Genomic DNA, 18,363 nt, shown 5'->3' on the forward strand with positions numbered 1-18,363 from the left:
GAAAAGATGGAGACAGAAGCACTCTCGGTCGCCGTGGTGATGCAGCGCACCGCGCTCGCCAACCGCTGGCAACCTTACGCATGGAAGCCGATCGAGCTTTCCATCGGCATGCCCGTGCCCGGCAACTCGGCCCGCTGCCTGCGCAGCGAGGAATCCGACACCCGCTGGCTGTTCGGCGGCTTCGAAGTCCGCCTCTACACCGACGAGGCGGAAGGTTATTTTCTTAACATCGATTCACCGCTCCCCTGCTGGTTCGTCATGTGGCGCATCGAAGACATCGACGGCACCGAAGTCGCCGTGCCCAAGCAGGTCACGCTGTCCTACAACGAGGCGGCGCGATTGATGGACGGCGGCGAACGTGTCGACACCCTGCCCGCGCCGGCGGAGATCATCGAACACCTGCAGCGCTTCGTCGCGCAGCACTACCGTCCCGAAGTGAAGAAGAAGCGGCGCAAGCCTTCCTTCGAGGGCGGCGCCGGCGTCGCGCAGATGGCTGCGGAAGAAGGAAAGCAACATGGAAGCTGAAAGCTTTTTTGCGCGCTGGTCAAAGCGCAACGCCGAAGCGGCCGGGGAAAGACAGCAGGACGCCGCGGCAGGCGGCACGCACGCGCAATCGCCATCCCGGGCGCAGTCCCTGCCGGCAGAGGAACAGGGCCTGCCGAAGCCGCCGCCGACGCTGGAGGATGTGGCCGCACTGACCGCCGATTCCGACTTCAAGCCCTTCGTCGCACGCGGCGTCGACGAGAACGTGCGCCGCTCGGCGATGAAGAAGCTGTTCGCCGATCCGCAGTTCAACGTGATGGACGGCCTTGATGTCTACATCGACGATTACAGCAAGTTCCAGCCGATGACGCCGCAGATCCTGGCGGCGCTCAATCATGCGCAGGCGCTGCTCGATCCGCTGTCGCAGATCGAAAATCCGCTGATGCGCCTGCTGCAGCAGGCGGTGGAAGAGCCCGCTGCCGCTCCGGCGGCCGAGCCGTCCGATCCCGCCCGCCCGGCCGAGTCCATCGACGCTGCCGCTTCCGGCACGCATGCCGATGCCCACGCCGATGCAAGCGCGGAAGTACGGCAGCACGACCTCAACACGAATTCGAACCAGGCATCCCATGACCACCCAATATAAAGTCTGCAGCTGCAACCATACGATGCCGCTCGACGCGGCTGCCGGCGCTGCGCTCGGCGAGGCGCTCGGCACTGCGCCGCTGAAGCCGGCCAGCCAGCTGTGCCGGCGCGAAGTCGGCGGCTATCTCGACGCGCTGCAGGGAGTGGACCGTGTCGTGGTCGGCTGCACCCAGGAACAGGCGCTGTTCGCCGAACTGGCCGAGCAGAAGCAGACGGTCGCGCCTATCCGCTTCGTCAACCTGCGCGAGTCCGGCGGCTGGGGCAAGGAAGCCAGGCAGTCGCTGCCGAAGATGGCCGCGCTGCTGGCCGCTGCCGCGCTGCCCGACGTGGAACCGGTTCCCACCGTCGACTATGATTCCGGCGGCCAGGCGCTGCTGATCGGTCCGGCGGCGCGGGTACTGCCCTGGGCAAGGCGCCTGTCTTCGCAGCTGCAGGTAAGCATGCTGCTGACCTCCGGCGATGCGGCGCAGCCGCTGCCGGAGCGCGACCTGCCGGTATTCTCGGGCACGAAGATCAGCATCGACGGCTGGCTGGGCGCATTCAAGGTGCGCTGGCAGCAGGCCAACCCGATCGACCTCGAACTCTGCACCCGCTGCAATGCCTGCGTGGCGGCCTGCCCCGAGAACGCGATCGACCTGAACTACCAGATCAATCTGGACGCCTGCACTTCGCACCGCGACTGCATGAAAGCCTGCGGCGCCGTCGGCGCCATCGACTTCATGCGCGAGGATACGGCGCGCGGCGGCGATTTCGATCTGATCTTCGATCTGTCCGACCAGCCGCTGATCACGCTGCACCAGCCGCCGCAGGGCTATTTCGCCCCCGGCGCCGATCCGTTCGCACAGGCCGAACAGGCGCTGCAGATGGCGCAGATGGTCGGCCAGTTCAGCAAGCCGAAGTTCTTCACCTACAAGGAAAAGATCTGCGCGCACAGCCGCAACCAGACCGTCGGCTGCAACGCCTGCGTCGAGGTCTGCTCGGCGCAGGCGATCGGCCACGCCGGCAACCATATCCAGGTCAATCCCAACCTGTGCGTCGGCTGCGGCGCCTGCACCACGGTCTGCCCGTCGGGCGCGCTCAGCTATGCCTATCCGCGCGCGACCGACCTCGGCCGCCGCATCAAGACGCTGCTGACGACGTATGCCCATGCCGGCGGCCGGCAGCCGGCGCTGCTGCTGCACAGCCAGGCGAAGGGCGCGGAGATGCTGCTCGAAATCGGCCGCCTTGCCGGTGCGGGCGCAGGCAAACTCGGCGGCCTGCCGGCGCAGGTGATGCCGGTGGACCTGCATCATGTGGCCTCGGTCGGCATCGATGGCTGGCTGGGCGCCATCTGCCATGGCGCGTCGAACGTGCTGGTGCTCGCCACCGGCGAGGAAGCGCCGCAGTACCTGGAAGCGCTGGAAACCCAGATCGCGGTGGCGCAGGCCATCCTCGGCGGCCTCGGCTACGAAGGGCGGCATATCGCGCTGCTGCGCGCCGCGAATGCGCGCGAGCTTGATGCGCAACTGCGCGAGTTTCAGCTGCAGCCGCTGGCCATGGTGCCGGCGCAGCGCGCGACCTTCAACATCGCCTCGGAAAAGCGCACCACGCTGGAATTCGCATTCGATCATCTGCTTAAGCATGCGCCGGCGCCCCGCACCGACATCGCGCTGCCGGCGGGCGCGCCCTTCGGCAGCGTCAGCGTCAATGCCTCGGCCTGCACGCTGTGCATGTCCTGCGTCGGCGCCTGTCCGGAATCGGCACTGATCGACAATCCCAACCTGCCGCAGCTGCGCTTCGTCGAAAAGAACTGCGTGCAGTGCGGCCTGTGCGAAAAGACCTGCCCCGAAAACGCGATCAGCCTGACGCCGCGCCTGCTGCTGGGCGAAGCGGCGAAGCAGCCGGCGGTGCTCAACGAAGCGCAGCCCTACCACTGCATCCGCTGCAGCAAGCCGTTCGGCACGCTGCAGATGATCGAGAACATGCTGTCCAAGCTGTCGCTGCACGGCGCCTTCGCCGGCAACATCGAGCGACTCAAGATGTGTTCCGACTGCCGCGTGATCGACATGATGGACAACAAGAAGGAAACTTCGATCCTGGAATTGAAGCGATGAACAAAGCGATGAACGAAGCGATGACCCGGCCCCTGGCCAAGCCTGACGCACCCGACACCGACCTCCGATAAGTCCATGACCACTGCCCAAGCGCTCAAATTCGAAGCTCCCGACCAGGGCGAGGAAACCGCCCGCGCCGATCTCTACGGCTTGCTGGCCGCCTTGTTCTATGCGCCGCCGCCGGCGGAACTGCTGGCCGCCATCGCCGCTTCACCCGAGGAAGGCGACGGCATCCTGCAGCAAGCCTGGCGCGACCTCGCCGCCGCCTGCAGGCAAGCCGACGCGGAAAGCCTGCGCGAGCTTTACGAGTCGCTCTTCATCGGCGTCGGCAAGCCGGAGCTGATGCTTTACGGCTCGTTCTACCTGTCCGGCTTCCTGATGGAAAAGCCGCTGGCCGCGCTGCGCGCGGACCTCGACCGGCTGGGCCTGCAGCGCGACGAGCAGGTGCCGGAAAGCGAGGACCATATCGCCGCACTGTGCGAAGTGATGCGCTACCTGATCGCTTCCGATGATGCGCTGCATGCCAACCTTGCAACGCAGAAGCAGTTTTTCGCCGACCATCTGCAACCTTGGGTCATCCAGATGTGCGACGCCATCCTCGCCTATCCGCAAGCCGGTTTTTATGCTGCGGTCGCACAACTGGCGAAGAGCTTCTTTGAAGTGGAGATGCAGGCTTTCGACATGGCCTGACCTTGCATAGATGAAAGTTTTTCACCTGTAATCAATTTGCATGGACAAATGTTCTAATCAGTGCAATTCGTAAAAAACTGTGCTACTTTGAAATACATAACATGCTGCACCAAAAAATAGCAGGCAGAGCAGACAAGGCTCCAGGAGACGACATCATGGCAGAGCAAAACAAGGTTGCCCGCAGAACCTTCTTCGCGGGGCTTGGCCTGGCCGCAGCGGCCGGCATCGCCGCAAAATTTTCCCCCAAGACCGCCGTACCCGCCGCCGCAGAAGCGCCGGCGCAGCCGCAAGGCGACGGTTACCGTCTGACCGAACACGTCAAGAAGTATTACCGGACGACCACCCTCTAACCCTTACGGGAGACGACCATGCTGTTGACTCGCAAAGGCCAGTCAGGCCAGCGCTCGCCCAATCGATTCACGTCCAGCCTGTCCGAGAGCCTGTCGCGCGCGCTCCCGACGATGGACCGGCGCACCTTCCTCAAGCGTTCCGGCATCGGCATCGGTGCCGGCATTGCCGCTTCCCAGCTCAACCTGATCCAGAAGGCCAGGGCCGCCGACGGCGCCAAGCCCGCCGGCAACGGCAAGGTCGAGGTGCGGCGCACCGTCTGCACCCATTGCTCGGTCGGCTGCGCGGTCGACGCGGTGGTGGAGAACGGCGTCTGGGTACGCCAGGAACCGGTGTTCGATTCGCCCATCAACCTCGGCGCGCACTGCGCGAAAGGCGCGGCGCTGCGCGAGCACGGCCATGGCGAATACCGCCTGAAATACCCGATGAAGCTGGTCAACGGCAAGTACCAGCGCATCAGCTGGGACCAGGCGCTCAATGAAATCTCTGCCAGGATGCTCGACATCAGGAAGGCCAGCGGCCCCGATTCGGTGTTCTTCGTCGGCTCCTCCAAGCACAACAACGAGCAGTCGGCGCTGCTGCGCAAGTTCGTGTCCTTCTTCGGCACTAACAACACTGACCACCAGGCCCGCATCTGCCATTCGACCACGGTCGCCGGCGTTGCCAACACCTGGGGCTACGGCGCGATGACCAACAGCTACAACGATATGCAGAACGCCAAGGCGGTCATGTATATCGGCTCCAACGCCGCCGAGGCGCATCCGGTGTCGATGCTGCACATGCTGCATGCGAAGGAAAACGGCACCAAGATGATCGTGGTCGATCCGCGCTTCACCCGCACCGCGGCCAAGGCCGACCAGTACATCCGCATCCGTTCCGGCACCGACATTCCCTACCTGTACGGCATGCTGTACCACATCTTCAAGAACGGCTGGGAAGACAAGAAGTACATCAACGACCGTGTCTACGGCATGGACAAGATCCGCGAAGAGGTGATGACCTGGACGCCGGAACGCGTCGAGGAAGCCTGCGGCGTGACCGAAGCCGAGCTCTACAAGGCGGCCGAAACCATGGCCAAGAACCGTCCGTCCTCGCTGGTCTGGTGCATGGGTCAGACCCAGCATTCGATCGGCAATGCGATGGTGCGCGCTTCCTGCCTGGTGCAGCTGGCGCTGGGCAACATCGGCGTCTCCGGCGGCGGCGCCAACATTTTCCGCGGCCACGACAACGTGCAGGGCGCGACCGACGTCGGCCCCAATCCCGATTCCCTGCCCGGCTACTACGGCCTGGCCACCGGCTCCTGGAAGCACTGGGCGGCGGTGTGGGGCGTGGATTATGAATGGATCAAGAAGCAGTTCGTCTCGCAGGCGATGATGGAAAAGTCCGGCACCACCGTCTCGCGCTGGGTCGATGCGGTGCTGGAGAAGAACGAACTGATCGACCAGGACAACAACGTCAAGGCGATGGTGTTCTGGGGCCATGCGCCGAACTCGCAGACGCGCGGCCTGGACATGAAGAAGGCGCTCGACAAGCTCGACATGCTGGTGGTGATCGACCCCTATCCGTCGGCCACCGCGGCGATGGCGGCAATGAAGGTCGACGGCCAGGAACTCAATCCGAACCGCGCGGTGTACCTGCTGCCGGCGGCGACGCAGTTCGAGACCTCGGGCTCGGTGACGGCCTCGAACCGCTCGATCCAGTGGCGCGAGAAAGTGATCGAGCCGCTGTTCGAATCCCGCACCGACCACATGATCATGTATCAGCTGGCGGAAAAGCTCGGCTTCGGCAAGGAGCTGGTGGCGAAGATCAAGCTGGTGCCCGGCAAGGGCGGCATGATGGAACCGGAACCGGAAGACATGCTGCGCGAGATCAACCGCGGCACCTGGACCATCGGCTACACCGGCCAGTCGCCGGAGCGGCTCAAGGCGCACATGAAGAACATGCACCTGTTCGACGTGAAGACGCTGCGCTGCAAGGGCGGCAAGGATGCGGCCACCGGCTACGACATGACCGGCGATTACTTCGGTCTGCCATGGCCCTGCTACGGCACGCCGGAAATGAAGCATCCGGGCACCCACATCCTGTACAACACCAACCAGCATGTGATGGACGGCGGCGGCAACTTCCGCGCCAATTTCGGCGTCGAGCGCGAAGGCGTCAACCTGCTGGCCGAGGACGGCTCGCATTCGGTGGGCGCCGACATCACCACCGGCTATCCGGAATTCGACCATGTGCTGCTGAAGAAGCTGGGCTGGTGGGATGACCTGACCGACGCGGAGAAAAAGGCGGCCGAAGGCAAGAACTGGAAGACCGACCTGTCCGGCGGCATCCAGCGCGTCTGCATGAAGGTGCACGGCGTGCACCCGTTCGGCAATGCGAAGGCGCGCGCCGTGGTGTGGAACTTCCCGGATCCGGTGCCCAAGCACCGCGAGCCGCTGTACGGCACCCGCCCCGACCTGGTGGCCAAGTATCCGACGCACGACGACAAGATGGCCTTCTGGCGCCTGCCGACGCTGTACAAGTCGGTGCAGCAGAAGAACGTGGAAGCCAAGCTGTACGAGAAATTCCCGATCATCCTGACGTCGGGACGCCTGGTGGAATACGAGGGCGGCGGCGAGGAAACCCGTTCCAATCCGTGGCTGGCCGAACTGCAGCAGGACAACTTCGTCGAGATCAATCCGAAGGCGGCGGCCGACCGCGGCATCCGCGACGGCGAATACGTGATCGTATCGACGCCGACCGGCGCGCGCATCAAGGTCAAGGCGCTGGTGACGCAGCGCGTCGGAGCGGATACGGCCTTCATCCCGTTCCACTTCTCCGGCTGGTGGCAGGGCAAGGACATGCTCGAGTACTACCCGCAGGGCGCCGCCCCGGTGGTGCGCGGCGAAGCGGTCAATACCGCGACCACTTACGGCTACGACTCGGTGACCATGATGCAGGAAACCAAGACCACCATCTGCAATATCGAACGCTTTACTGCCTGACGGAGAGACGACATGGCACGAATGAAATTCATCTGCGACTCGGAGCGCTGCATCGAGTGCAACAGCTGCGTCACCGCCTGCAAGAACGAACATGAAGTTCCCTGGGGCGTGAACCGCCGCCGCGTGGTGACCGTCAACGACGGCATCATCGGCCAGGAAAAATCGGTCTCGGTGGCCTGCATGCATTGCTCGGATGCGCCCTGCATGGCGGTCTGCCCGGTCGACTGCTTCTACCGCACCGACGAAGGCGTGGTGCTGCACAACAAGGACACCTGCATCGGCTGCGGCTACTGCTCGTATGCCTGCCCGTTCGGCGCGCCGCAGTTCCCCTCCTCCGGCACCTTCGGCCTGCGCGGCAAGATGGACAAGTGCACCTTCTGCGCCGGCGGTCCCGAGGAAAACGGCTCCAAGGCCGAGTTCGACAAGTACGGCCGCAACCGCCTGTCCGAAGGCAAGCTGCCGGCCTGCGCGGAAATGTGTTCGACCAAGGCACTGCTCGGCGGCGACGGCGACATGGTGGCCGACATCTTCCGCAACCGCGTCCTGCGGCGCGGCAAGGGCAGCGAAGTCTGGGGCTGGGGCACCGCCTACGGCAAGGCGCCCAACGGCGAAGTCAAACCTGTTGCGGAAGGGAAGAAGTCATGATGCGCAATTTCGTCCTGATACCGGCCGCCTGCGCGGCACTGCTCGGCGGACTCGCCGGCTGCGGCGAACTCGACCAGAGCATGACGGCCGACAATACCAACCGCAGCGACGTCGCGCCCTGGCAGGGAGCCAAGAACAGCTATGTGGCGCAGGGCTGGAAGGCCGGCGACAAGGCCAGCTGGGAAAAGCAGCTGCAGACGCGCGGCCAGGCCCAGAACGAATACCTGAAGTCCAACTAGCGTGCGGCGCCGGGCGGCGATGCCAGTCATTGCCGCGATCCGGTGTTTCGCCGCTGCGTAACACCTGCCGGCGTGAGCCTCGCGCAGAAGGGAAAACATCATGAACAAATGGATAAGCGGTCTGGCCCTGTCGCTGATGCTCGGGGCCGGCATGGCGAACGCGCAGGATGCGAAGACGCCTGCCGCGGCTCCGGCCGCCACCCCCGCATCGACACCCGCTGGGCAGGCCCAGGCGCCGCTCAATGTTGAATCAATCGACATTCTCAAGCAGAACCAGGCCGAACGCAGCCTGACGCAGCCCGGCAACAATGCGCCGACCTGGCGCATCGTCAAGGAAGGCACGAACAACTATTCCAGCCTGCCCGGCCCGGAAATGGGCGTGCTGATCCAGCCCAAGGCGCAGTTCCCCGGACAGGACCGCGCCACCACCGCCGGCGAAGCCTGGCGCCAGTACCGCAACGGGCCGCTGACCCAGATCGGCGGCTGGCTGCTGATCCTGGCGGTGCTCGCGCTGGCCGCGGTGTATTTCATCAAGGGCCCGATCAAACTGAAGGGCGCCCGCACCGGCCGCCTGATCGAGCGCTTCACCTCGCTGGAGCGCATTACCCACTGGACGGTGGCGATCACTTTCCTGACGCTGGCCATTTCCGGCGTCATCATGCTGTTCGGCAAATACGTGCTGATGCCGGTGTTCGGCCACACGCTGTTCGGCTGGCTGGCCTATGCCTGCAAGAACATCCACAACTTCGTCGGCCCGCTGTTCTCGCTGTCGCTGATCGTGATGTTCGTCATCTTCGTCAAGGACAACCTGCCCAACAGTTCGGATGGCATATGGATCAGGCGCCTCGGCGGCGCCATCGGCGACGGCCATGTGAAGTCCGGCCGCTTCAATGCCGGCGAAAAGCTGTGGTTCTGGGGCGGCGTGACGCTGCTCGGTCTCATCGTCAGCGCTTCCGGCTTCGTGCTCGACATGCTGGTGCCGGGCCTGCTCTACACCCGCGGCACCATGCAAATCGCCAACGTGATCCACCTGGTGGCGGCGGTGCTGGTCTTCGCGATGTCGCTCGGCCATATCTACATGGGTTCGATCGGCACCGAGGGCGCCTATGAAGCGATGCGCCACGGCTATGTCGACGACACCTGGGCCAAGGAGCATCATGAGCTGTGGTACGAGCAGGTACAGAACGGCGAAGTGCCGCGCGTGCGCTCGACTCCGCCTGCGGGCGATGGCGCACCGGTCAAGGCAGTTTAAAGGAGGAATGCAATGAAGAAAGTTCTATCGTTGATGGCAATGCTTGCCTTGATGACGGGTTCGGCCTACGCCAAGCTTCCCGCACCTTCGCCGGAAGCCAAGGCCGCCGCCGACGCCGCCAAGGACAAGGCGGCTTGGGGCGACAAGGTTGCAGCCTATAAACTGTGCCTGTCGCAGGACAAGACCGCCGCGTATTACCAGAAGAACAAGGAAGGCGCGAAGAAGCCGACCGTGGAAACCCCGGCCTGCGCCGACCCCGGCCCTTATGTTCCGCCGGTCGCCGCTGCGGCACCTGCACCCGCGGCAGGCGCGGCGGCAACGCCTGCATCGGCATCGGGGGCAGCACCGGCAGCAACACCGGCAGCAACCCCTGCGGCGCCGGCAGCAACGACGGCACCAGCAGCAGCATCGGCAACACCGGGCGCAACTGCCAAGAAGTAATCCGCGCTTCACTGATACACTGTTTGCTGTCCCAAGCAGAAAAGCCTCCCGCATGCCACGCCGCCCTTACCTCACCAATGCCGCCGCCAATCTGACGCAGGAAGTCGAGGTGATGGACGAGCGCGGCAGGATTTCCACCATCTCCATTCCCGCCGAACGGCCGCTGACGGTCTATGTCGACAAGCGCGAGCTGGTCACGCTGATGACGCTGGGCGGCGCGCCGGAAGCGCTGACGCTCGGCTACCTGCGCAACCAGAGGCTGGTGCGTTCGGTGGAAGACATCGAATCGGTCACCGTCGACTGGGAAGTGGGCGCGGTTGCCGTGAAAACCTATACCGGCATCGCCGACATCGAGGAACGCACGTCCAAGAAAGTCGTCACCACCGGCTGCGGCCAGGGTTCGGTGTTCGGCGGCCTGATGGATGAAGTCGACCAGATCAGCCTGCCGCCGGACGCAAGGCTGCGGCAGTCGACGCTGTACAAGATCGTCGACACCATCCGCACCCAGCAGTCCATCTACAAGCAGGCCGGTTCGGTGCACGGCTGCGCGCTGTTTTCCGGCGAAGGCGAACTGCTGTATTTCGTCGAGGACGTGGGCCGCCACAATGCGGTCGATTCCATCGCCGGCCGCATGTGGCTCGATGATGTCGGCGGCAACGACAAGGTGTTCTACACCACCGGCCGGCTGACGTCGGAAATGGTGATCAAGGGCGCGCAGATGGGCATGCCCTTCCTGCTGTCGCGCTCCGGCACCACGCAGATGGGCCACATGGTGGCCGCCAAGCTCGGCATGTCGCTGCTGGCGCGCTGCACCGGCAAGCATTTCCTCGCGCTGACCGGGCGCGAACGGCTGATCATGGAGCCGCACCTGGCGGACGTATTGCGCATCGCCTGATAGCTTAAGCGCCGCCGCTCTGGCAAACTTGCCCTATTCCGTCCCGGTCCATCCCTGCCGCACCCCATGCATTTGCTCGACGCCATCCGCGATGCCTTCCTCCTGCTGCTCTCCGGCGATGCCGAGCTGTGGGGAATCATTTGGCTATCCATCAAGACCACCCTGCTTGCGCTGCTGATCGCCGCGCCGCTTGCGGTGCTGGCCGGCTACCTGATCGCCGCCCGCTCCTTCACCGGACGCCGCATCCTGATCTGGCTGGTGCAGGCGTCGATGTCGCTGCCCACCGTGCTGATCGGCCTGCTGCTGTATCTGTCGCTGTCGCGCCAGGGACCGCTGGGCGATTTCCGCTGGCTGTTTTCGCAATCCGCGATCGTGGCCGGCCAGGTGCTGATTTCCCTGCCGGTACTGACCGCCTTCACCTTGGCCGCCGTGCAGGCCGCCGACCTGCGGGTGGCGGAGACCGCCGTCACGCTCGGCGCCTCGCCATGGCGGGTGATGCGCACGGTGCTGCACGAGGTGCGCTACGGCGTGATGGCGGCGGTGATCAGCGGCTTCGGCCGCGTGATTTCGGAAGTCGGCTGCGCGATCATGGTCGGCGGCAACATCGCCGGCGAAACCCGCACCATCACCACCGCCATCGCGCTGCAGACCAGCAAGGGCGAGTTCGCGCAGGGCATCGCGCTCGGCATCGTGCTGGTGGCGATCGCGCTGGCGATCAATGCCGTCATGGTGGCGCTGCAGGGCGATCCGCGCTCGGCCCGGGGCGCGGCATGACGGCCCTGCTGGACATCGAGCGCTTGTGCAAGCGCTTCGGCGAACGCGAGCTGTTCAACATCGACCGGCTGCTCATCCACCAGGCCGCCGCCTATGTGCTGACCGGGCTCAACGGCGCCGGAAAGAGCACGCTGCTGCGGGTGCTGGCCGGGCTGGAAGCCGCCGAAGCGCAGCGCGTGAGCTTCCTCGGGGAAGAGGTGCGCCTGTCGCCCTATTCCCGCGCAATGCGCGAAGCGGTGGTTTATGTGCACCAGCATCCGGTCATGTTTTCCACCAGCGTCGCGCACAACATCGCCTTCGGGCTGGAGGCGCGCGGCCTGCCGAGGCAAGACATTGCACGGCTGGTCGAGGAAGCGATGCGATGGGCCGGGGTCGAACATCTGCGAAACAGCAAGCCGCTGACCCTGTCCGGCGGCGAAAAGCAGCGTATCGCACTGGCGCGCGCCAAGGTGCTGTCGCCGAAACTGCTGCTGCTGGATGAGCCGACGTCCAACCTCGACGGCGCCGCGCGGGAACAGGTGATCGCACTGATTCCGTCGCTGGTGCGCGGCGGCAGCAGCGTCATCATGGCCTGCCATGACCGCGACCTGATCGCGCTGCCCGGCGTGCAACGGCTGAAGCTGCGCGAAGGCCGGCTGCAGGCCCGGCAGCAACGCGTGCGCGCGGCGTGATTTGCGCTTTGGAAAATTACTCGGTGGTGCAGGCCTGCTTGCCTGCGGCTGCTCCGGAAAAAAGCTGCCGGTGCCGGCACGGAGGCCTGCACACCCTTTGATGCCGAGTGTCTCCGGTCATCAAACCATTCTTACTGCTTCTTCTCGCCTGTGGTCTCGGGCACCGAATGATTGTTCACCTGCCCGGAATGCGGCAGCGTGGACTTTTCCTGTTCCTTGGTGAGCTGGGCCGGATTGGCCTGGGTCGGCGTATTGGCGCTGCCGCTGGTGCCAGTGCCCGCGCTCGCGCCTGATGCAGCAGCCTGCGGCGCGATCGTCGCATCCGAAGCCGGCATCTGGTTGGGCGGCAGTGCGACCGACTGGCTGGCGCTGCTGGAAGAGGATGGCGTGATGGACGGTGCGCCGCTGGTGTCGGAAGTCTTGGGTTCCGGAGTTTTCTGACAGCCCGCGAGCAGCGCAAACGCCGCGCATGCGAGCAGGACACTGCTGGGTTTGTTCATGATGACCTCGCTGGGAACGATAGGGGCGTCCGGCCGCCGCGAGCGCAGCGCCGGATAAAAAAACGACATTTATACGACACGGGCGTTGGCGTTGCGTTCTCGCGGTTTGCAGGCAGTACGACCGGTATCAATATTTTGCCGTCCGTCGTCATCGTTTGATCGGGCTTATGTCGTTTTCTTGAATGCTCGCCTGGCCGGTTCAGGTTTCGCCGGGGAAAAATTACAGCAGATATGCCGCAGTCACGCGGGAACATTGTTTTCCGGCCGCCTGGTCGCAACGAATACCGCGCCGAGAATGATGACTCCTCCCGCGACCATGCCCGCCGTGGGGATCTCTCCCAGCATCAGCGCCGCCAGTGCGATGCCGTATACCGGTTCGAGATAGGTGAACATGCTGGCGGTCTGCGCGCTGACGCGGCGCATGCCGGCAATGAACAAGGTATGGGCCAGCGCCGTGCAGGCCAAGCCGAGGAAGACCAGCTGCGCCAGGCTGGAGACGGTCGCAGGCAGCATGGATGCATCGAGCAGGGGCAGCAGCGCCAGCGAAGCAATGCCATTCTGGTAGATGGAAATCTTGACCGGGTCTTCGTTCTGCACCAGCGCATGGTTGAGGAGCTGGATCACCGCGAACGACAAGCCGGATGCGATGCCCCATAGCGGACCGGCGAGGTTGGCGGCCTCATCGAGGGAGCCGGGCACCACCAGTCGGAGGCCCAGCATCAGCACCGCCACCAGGACAAAGTCGCCGTACCGTATGCGCCCGTTGCCAAACAGCGGGCCGAGCAGGATGACGAAAATCGGAAAGCAGGAAAAGGTCAGCAAGCCGACTGCCACGCTCGACAAACGAATCGACAGGAAAAAGCTGGTCCAGTGGAACGCCAGCAAAATACCGATCAGCAGGAAGCGCCATAGCTGAGCCCGGCTCGCGCGCAGCCCGATGCCCCGGATGCGCGCCCACAGCAAGAGCCCGAGCGCGGCGAGGCCGGCGCGGCCGGCCACCACCATCAGCACATCCAGCGTCATCAGCTGTCCGACGACGCCGGACAGCCCGAACAGAAAGGTGGCGATGTGAAGCTGCAGCACGGCGTAAGTCATAACGGGTGGATTCTGGATGAGTAAAAGGCGGAGAGCATTCGATCGCCCGGATTGCTTCGACCCGGGCGTGCGTAGCTTATACCAGCTCCTCGTGACTCCATGGTTTGAAGTAACGTCCGCTTCGCCTCGAACATCTGCAAGCTTCTCCTGCCCGCTTCCCGCGGCACAGGTGCACAGGTGCACAGGTGGCAATGAGGAAGGCTCAGCCTCGCTGGCTCGAGTCAATGCGCTTGTTCAATCAGGCCGGCCATCAAGCGGGTTATTCAGCCAGCTTCCAAACCTCGTTGAATAATAGGCAATATATTTATCAAATGTAAATCACTCTTGTGATTTAATTCGTACTTAAACTACTTTGTCACGTCGCACACGCGGCCAACCTGTCGGGAACATGCATGCTGTCAAGACTGAAGAACGACTTCTCCACCTCCGCAGCCATTGCGGGGCTGATCGCCCTATTCGCCACTTATAGCGGCCCGGTACTCATCGTGGTGCAAGCGGCGCAGGCCGGTCACCTGCCGCATGAACTGCTCTCCACCTGGATCTGGGCATTGTCGATCGGTGCAGGAGTCGCCGGCTTGCTGCTGACGCTGAGGCACAGGATGCCCGTGATCGGCGCCTGGTCAACGCCGGGGGTGGCGCTGCTGATCACGGGGCTTGCGCAATATCCGTTCAGCGATGTGATCGGCTGCTTTCTGATATTAACCATCGTCGTTGCCGCACTAGGCTTGTCCGGCCTGTTCACGCGTCTCATGGCAGTGCTTCCGGCCCAACTGCTATCGGCGATGATCGCCGGCGTTCTATTTCAGTTTTGCGCGAAGATCTTCCAGTCGCTGCAGTCCTTTCCCGGCGTCGTACTTCCGGTGATTGCCGCTTATGTGGTCTGTCGCCGCTTCATTCCGCGCTACGCCGTCGCATTCGCCCTGCTAACGGGCCTCGCGTGCGCACTGCCCGGAATGCAAGTTGATCCGCAGTCGATCGACCTTCGTATCGCAGTCCCCCTGGCGACCCGCCCGACCTTTGCCCTGGATGCCCTGCTCGGACTGGGCCTGCCTTTGCTACTCCTGGGGCTGACGCAGTATGCAACCTCGATCCATATCCTGCGCCAGGCCGGCTATGACATTTCTCCCCGCTCCGTGGTCGGCGCCTGCGGATTGATCTCGATTCCGCTTTCCCTGTTCGGGTCCTGCGGCATCAATCCCGCCGCCATCGTCGGCGCCATCTGTGCCAGTTCCGAGTGCCACGAAGACCCGAGACGGCGCTACATCTCCGGCGTGGTATGCGGCGTCGGATATCTGGGTGTCGGCATCTTTGGAGCTTCAGTCGTCGCGCTGTTCGCCTTGCTGCCTCCGGGGCTGACGACCACGCTGGCGGGTCTTGCATTGCTCGGCACGCTGGTCTCAAGCCTGACCACCTCTCTTGCGGTCGAAAGCCAGCGTGAAGCATCACTGATCACGTTCATTGTCACGGTATCGGGAATGTCTTTCTTCGGGCTGGGCTCAGCGCTATGGGGATTGCTGGCCGGGGTGCTGTTTGGAGTCGTGCTGACATGGAAACCTTCGCTCGGACTGCCACGACTGAAAAACACCGAACAAGGCACCGGGAATCCGCGATAAGGCTACTGTCGCGCAAGCACCCGGACAATGCCGTCTACGCATGCGGCGCGCCCGCATGCCTGCCATGAATTCAGATCCATACAACCTGCATGCTTGACCCTACCGACAAGTACATCCTCACCGCCATCGAGGCGAATGCCCGCTTGAGCTATACGGAGCTTGCCGCGCAATGCAGCTCGACGCCGACCCGCTGCCGCCAGCGTCTGCAGCATCTTGAACAAGCAGGATACATCCTTGACTACACCACGCAGCTAGATCCGGTGAAGCTCGGCATGCCGCAGTTGATGTTCATTGAAATTACGCTGGACCGTACGCACCCTCAGGCATTTCGCCGCTTGCCGATGGCGCTCCGCGCGCTTCCTGAAGTGCTGGAATGCCACCGGGTAACCGGAAGATTCGACTTTCTGATCAAGCTGCGTGTCAGGGACCTGAGGGAATGCACTGCATTGCTCTGCGACATGATGTCTGCCTGCCCCGGTATTCAACGGACACATACGCGCGTAGTGATTGAAGAAGTCCTTTGCATGTCAAGTGCGCTGACGCAAGCCACTGCACCGCAGCCATCCTCCAGCCCTGCTGCGCCCCTTGCTCAAGTTGCATCGATCCCATGATTTCCTGCTGTGAAGCAAGCCATGCTGAAGCGGTCCGAACTTTTGCCTGCGCCGTCACTCCACCTGATTTTAAGCTTCAGGAGTGAATCATGAATCCAGCATTGAATGGCATGAATATCGCCATCCTCGTCACCGATGGCTTCGAGCAATCCGAGCTGACGGAACCGAAGAAAGCGCTGGAAGCGGAAGGTGCACTGATCAGGATCGTGTCGGACAGGTTCGACAAGGTGCAGGGCATGCATCATGACCAGCCGGGCGACCAGTTCACCGTGGACCTGCTGCTGCGGGAAGCCGATGCCAAGGCCTTCGACGCCGTGCTGCTGCCCGGCGGCAAGGTCAATGCGGCGGCATTGCGCGAGATGGGCGAAGCGCAGCGCTTCGTGCAGAACATCGATGAAGACAACAAGCCGATCGCGGTGATCTGCCATGGCGGATGGCTGCTGGTGTCGGCCGGCCTGGTCGAGGGCCGCACGATGACCAGCTTTCCCGCGCTGGAGCAGGATATCCGCAGCGCGGGCGGCAACTGGGTGGATCAGGAAGCCGTGGTCGACGGCAATCTGATCAGCAGCCGTACCCCGGAGGACATTCCGGCATTCAACGAGAAGATGGTGGAAGTCATCGCCGAACGCATGCGGGCCAAGCTGCGCGGCACCCCCGACGAACATGCGGTGGGCCTCGGCAGCAGCTGAGCGCGTTGCGCGTCAATGTTGAAACAAACCGCGGCGCCGGTTCATGCAGCTGCCGCCGCGACAATCTTTTCCGGCTCGCATCATGGCCCGGACGAATGCAAGCGCAGCGCGTCCGCACCCGATGTCCATTCCGTATCAGTTGCGTGCATACGAGAGATGAAATCCCTCCAGCCCTTCGATCTGCGACATGTCGTTCGCCAGTTCGCTGATCGGCGCGCCGCTGGAGCGGTTGAAGGCCACCGCCACGAAATGCCACTCGGTCTTGCCGTTCTGCACGGCGATTGAAATCGAGCCGCGGGCAATTTCATATCCTCGCCTTAACGCCGCTTCCTGCAATTTCAATTCACTTGGCGCGGCGCCTTCGCGAAAGCGCATCACGATGGCGATCGCATGGCGCGACGGCAGCCGGCTGGCCAGCTTCGGCACGCCGGCCATGCAGAACGCCGACATCAAGGCCAGCAGCATCGCCGACAGGTAGAATCCGACGCCGACCAGCACGCCGATGACCGACGTTGCCCAGATGGAAGCGGCGGTGGTAAGGCCGCTGATGTTGAAGCCTTCCTTCATGATCACGCCGGCGCCGAGAAAACCGATGCCGGTGACGATGCCCTGAATGACCCGCGTCGGATCGGCGCCCAGCCCGAACACTTCCTGCCCGCCATACCAGGCGCCGGGGTAACCCGCGATCACCGTCAGCGCCGCCGAGCCCATGCACACCAGGCCATAGGTGCGCATGCCGGCCGCCCGCCCCCGATACGAGCGTTCGTAACCGACCAGCAGCCCCAGCAGCAGCGCGCCGAACAGGCTGAAGAAGACAATCAGATTGGTTGCCACCACCGGGCCCGACCAGAAGGCGGCCAGCATCTCGGCGGAAGGCAGATCGGCGGACAGTTCAAGCATGCAAGGAGAAATGCAGGAGACGGCAAGCCAAGGGCGGGAAGGCAGGATGCTTCATCGTCGTCATGCCTGGAAGCGCCGCAAGCCGTCGAGATCGAGGATGTGAATGCCGCCGTAATCCACCCGCAGCAAGCCTTCCTTTTCCAGCACCTGCAGCGCCTGGTTGACGCGCTGGCGCGATGCGCCGGAAAGATAGCCGATCTCTTCCTGCGAGATCTGCAGCAGCGGATTGGCGCCGGGATACAGATGGGTATTGAACATCGCCGCCAGGCAGCGGGCCACGCGCGAATCGACATCGAGCAGGCGGTCGAATTCGACCATGCCGATGAACTGGCCGAGGCGCTCGTTGAGCTGCATCAACAGGAAGTGGGTGAACGGCAGACTGGTGTCGAGCAGCCACTGGAAGGTGGCGGCAGGCATGCGGGCGATGCGGCTGTCGCGCAGGGCCGTCACGTCATATTTGCGCGGCTCCTTCTTCAGCAGCGATCCCTCGCCGAACCAGGCGCCGGCCTGCATGCCGGTGAAGGTGATCGATTTTCCCTCGGCCGACAGGTTGGTCATCTTGGCCAGGCCTTCGATGATGCCCAGCCAGGCATCGACCGGCTCGCCCTTGCGGCAGACATAGCCGCCCTTGGGCACGAAGGTTTCCACCGTCTCCGCTTCCACCCGCGCCATCTGCTCGGGCGTCAATCCCTTCGCCCAGATCGACTGGCGCAGCACATCCCTGAGCTGGGGCTGCGACTGGGGCTTGGGCGGATTCATGGTGCGTTGCATCAACGATAGTCTTGTGATCGAATGAAG

20 protein-coding genes are annotated in these 18,363 nt (G+C 63.6%); 16 read left to right on the forward strand and 4 right to left on the reverse strand.

The features are described 5' to 3' along the window. Nucleotides 1-6 precede the first annotated feature (6 nt). From FH061_RS01020 to FH061_RS01080, 13 genes are all read left to right on the forward strand, one after another. The gene (locus FH061_RS01020) at nucleotides 7-525 is read left to right on the forward strand and encodes a DUF3305 domain-containing protein (protein ID WP_151632090.1); all 519 of its coding nucleotides are present in this window, start codon (nucleotides 7-9) and stop codon (nucleotides 523-525) included. Then, complete coding sequence (locus tag FH061_RS01025; protein ID WP_151632092.1) at nucleotides 515-1,126, forward strand: DUF3306 domain-containing protein; 612 nt, start codon at nucleotides 515-517, stop codon at nucleotides 1,124-1,126. The genes FH061_RS01020 and FH061_RS01025 overlap by 11 nt, the downstream gene beginning before the upstream one ends. After that, entirely contained in the window at nucleotides 1,110-3,218 is a 2,109-nt protein-coding gene (locus tag FH061_RS01030) for a 4Fe-4S binding protein (RefSeq protein WP_151632094.1), read from the forward strand. Before FH061_RS01025 ends, FH061_RS01030 begins: the two co-directional genes overlap by 17 nt. Before the next feature lie 75 nt (nucleotides 3,219-3,293). Next, a complete protein-coding gene (locus FH061_RS01035) occupies nucleotides 3,294-3,908 on the forward strand; it encodes a TorD/DmsD family molecular chaperone (RefSeq protein ID WP_151632096.1) in 615 nt (204 codons plus the stop codon). Nucleotides 3,909-4,063: 155 nt separating this feature from the next. After that, a complete protein-coding gene (locus FH061_RS01040) occupies nucleotides 4,064-4,258 on the forward strand; it encodes a hypothetical protein (protein WP_192804843.1) in 195 nt (64 codons plus the stop codon). Between the two features lie 18 nt (nucleotides 4,259-4,276). Further along, complete coding sequence (locus FH061_RS01045; protein ID WP_151632098.1) at nucleotides 4,277-7,240, forward strand: formate dehydrogenase subunit alpha; 2,964 nt, start codon at nucleotides 4,277-4,279, stop codon at nucleotides 7,238-7,240. Between the two features lie 12 nt (nucleotides 7,241-7,252). After that, complete coding sequence (gene fdh3B / locus FH061_RS01050; RefSeq protein WP_151632100.1) at nucleotides 7,253-7,885, forward strand: formate dehydrogenase FDH3 subunit beta; 633 nt, start codon at nucleotides 7,253-7,255, stop codon at nucleotides 7,883-7,885. After that, the gene (locus FH061_RS01055; RefSeq protein WP_225984431.1) at nucleotides 7,882-8,124 is read left to right on the forward strand and encodes a hypothetical protein; all 243 of its coding nucleotides are present in this window, start codon (nucleotides 7,882-7,884) and stop codon (nucleotides 8,122-8,124) included. Before fdh3B ends, FH061_RS01055 begins: the two co-directional genes overlap by 4 nt. 100 nt (nucleotides 8,125-8,224) lie before the next feature. Then, a complete protein-coding gene (locus FH061_RS01060) occupies nucleotides 8,225-9,376 on the forward strand; it encodes a formate dehydrogenase subunit gamma (protein WP_151632102.1) in 1,152 nt (383 codons plus the stop codon). A gap of 12 nt (nucleotides 9,377-9,388) precedes the next feature. Continuing rightward, the gene (locus FH061_RS01065) at nucleotides 9,389-9,817 is read left to right on the forward strand and encodes a hypothetical protein (RefSeq protein WP_151632104.1); all 429 of its coding nucleotides are present in this window, start codon (nucleotides 9,389-9,391) and stop codon (nucleotides 9,815-9,817) included. Between the two features lie 52 nt (nucleotides 9,818-9,869). Further along, the gene (locus FH061_RS01070; protein ID WP_151632106.1) at nucleotides 9,870-10,712 is read left to right on the forward strand and encodes a formate dehydrogenase accessory sulfurtransferase FdhD; all 843 of its coding nucleotides are present in this window, start codon (nucleotides 9,870-9,872) and stop codon (nucleotides 10,710-10,712) included. Between the two features lie 66 nt (nucleotides 10,713-10,778). After that, nucleotides 10,779-11,486, forward strand: a complete 708-nt coding sequence (locus tag FH061_RS01075; protein WP_151632108.1) for an ABC transporter permease — start codon at nucleotides 10,779-10,781, stop codon at nucleotides 11,484-11,486. Further along, a complete protein-coding gene (locus FH061_RS01080; protein WP_151632110.1) occupies nucleotides 11,483-12,157 on the forward strand; it encodes an energy-coupling factor ABC transporter ATP-binding protein in 675 nt (224 codons plus the stop codon). Before FH061_RS01075 ends, FH061_RS01080 begins: the two co-directional genes overlap by 4 nt. A gap of 131 nt (nucleotides 12,158-12,288) precedes the next feature. Here the strand turns inward: FH061_RS01080 and FH061_RS01085 are convergent, their stop codons facing one another. Together FH061_RS01085 and FH061_RS01090 are read right to left on the reverse strand one after the other, a co-directional pair. After that, a complete protein-coding gene (locus FH061_RS01085) occupies nucleotides 12,289-12,657 on the reverse strand; it encodes a hypothetical protein (protein ID WP_151632112.1) in 369 nt (122 codons plus the stop codon). A 240-nt stretch (nucleotides 12,658-12,897) separates the two neighbouring features. Further along, a complete protein-coding gene (locus FH061_RS01090) occupies nucleotides 12,898-13,752 on the reverse strand; it encodes a DMT family transporter (protein ID WP_151632114.1) in 855 nt (284 codons plus the stop codon). A gap of 392 nt (nucleotides 13,753-14,144) precedes the next feature. Between FH061_RS01090 and FH061_RS01095 the strand changes: the two genes are divergently transcribed. From FH061_RS01095 to FH061_RS01105, 3 genes are all read left to right on the forward strand, one after another. Then, on the forward strand, nucleotides 14,145-15,365 hold the full coding sequence (locus FH061_RS01095; RefSeq protein WP_151632116.1) for a benzoate/H(+) symporter BenE family transporter: 1,221 nt from the start codon (nucleotides 14,145-14,147) through the stop codon (nucleotides 15,363-15,365). Nucleotides 15,366-15,454: 89 nt separating this feature from the next. Beyond that, the gene (locus tag FH061_RS01100) at nucleotides 15,455-15,976 is read left to right on the forward strand and encodes an Lrp/AsnC family transcriptional regulator (protein WP_151632118.1); all 522 of its coding nucleotides are present in this window, start codon (nucleotides 15,455-15,457) and stop codon (nucleotides 15,974-15,976) included. An 89-nt stretch (nucleotides 15,977-16,065) separates the two neighbouring features. Beyond that, nucleotides 16,066-16,665 (forward strand): type 1 glutamine amidotransferase domain-containing protein, encoded by a 600-nt coding sequence (locus FH061_RS01105; protein WP_151632120.1) that lies wholly within the window; start codon nucleotides 16,066-16,068, stop codon nucleotides 16,663-16,665. A 135-nt stretch (nucleotides 16,666-16,800) separates the two neighbouring features. Here the strand turns inward: FH061_RS01105 and FH061_RS01110 are convergent, their stop codons facing one another. After that, nucleotides 16,801-17,565 carry an MgtC/SapB family protein gene (locus FH061_RS01110; protein WP_404822397.1) on the reverse strand — a complete coding sequence of 255 codons (765 nt, stop codon included), beginning with the start codon at nucleotides 17,563-17,565 and terminating at the stop codon, nucleotides 16,801-16,803. Nucleotides 17,566-17,625: 60 nt separating this feature from the next. Then, nucleotides 17,626-18,324, reverse strand: a complete 699-nt coding sequence (locus FH061_RS01115; RefSeq protein WP_151632122.1) for a Crp/Fnr family transcriptional regulator — start codon at nucleotides 18,322-18,324, stop codon at nucleotides 17,626-17,628. Nucleotides 18,325-18,363 lie beyond the last annotated feature (39 nt).

The organism is Noviherbaspirillum aerium, assembly GCF_008929045.1.
GTDB classification, from domain to species: Bacteria; Pseudomonadota; Gammaproteobacteria; order Burkholderiales; family Burkholderiaceae_D; genus Noviherbaspirillum; species Noviherbaspirillum aerium.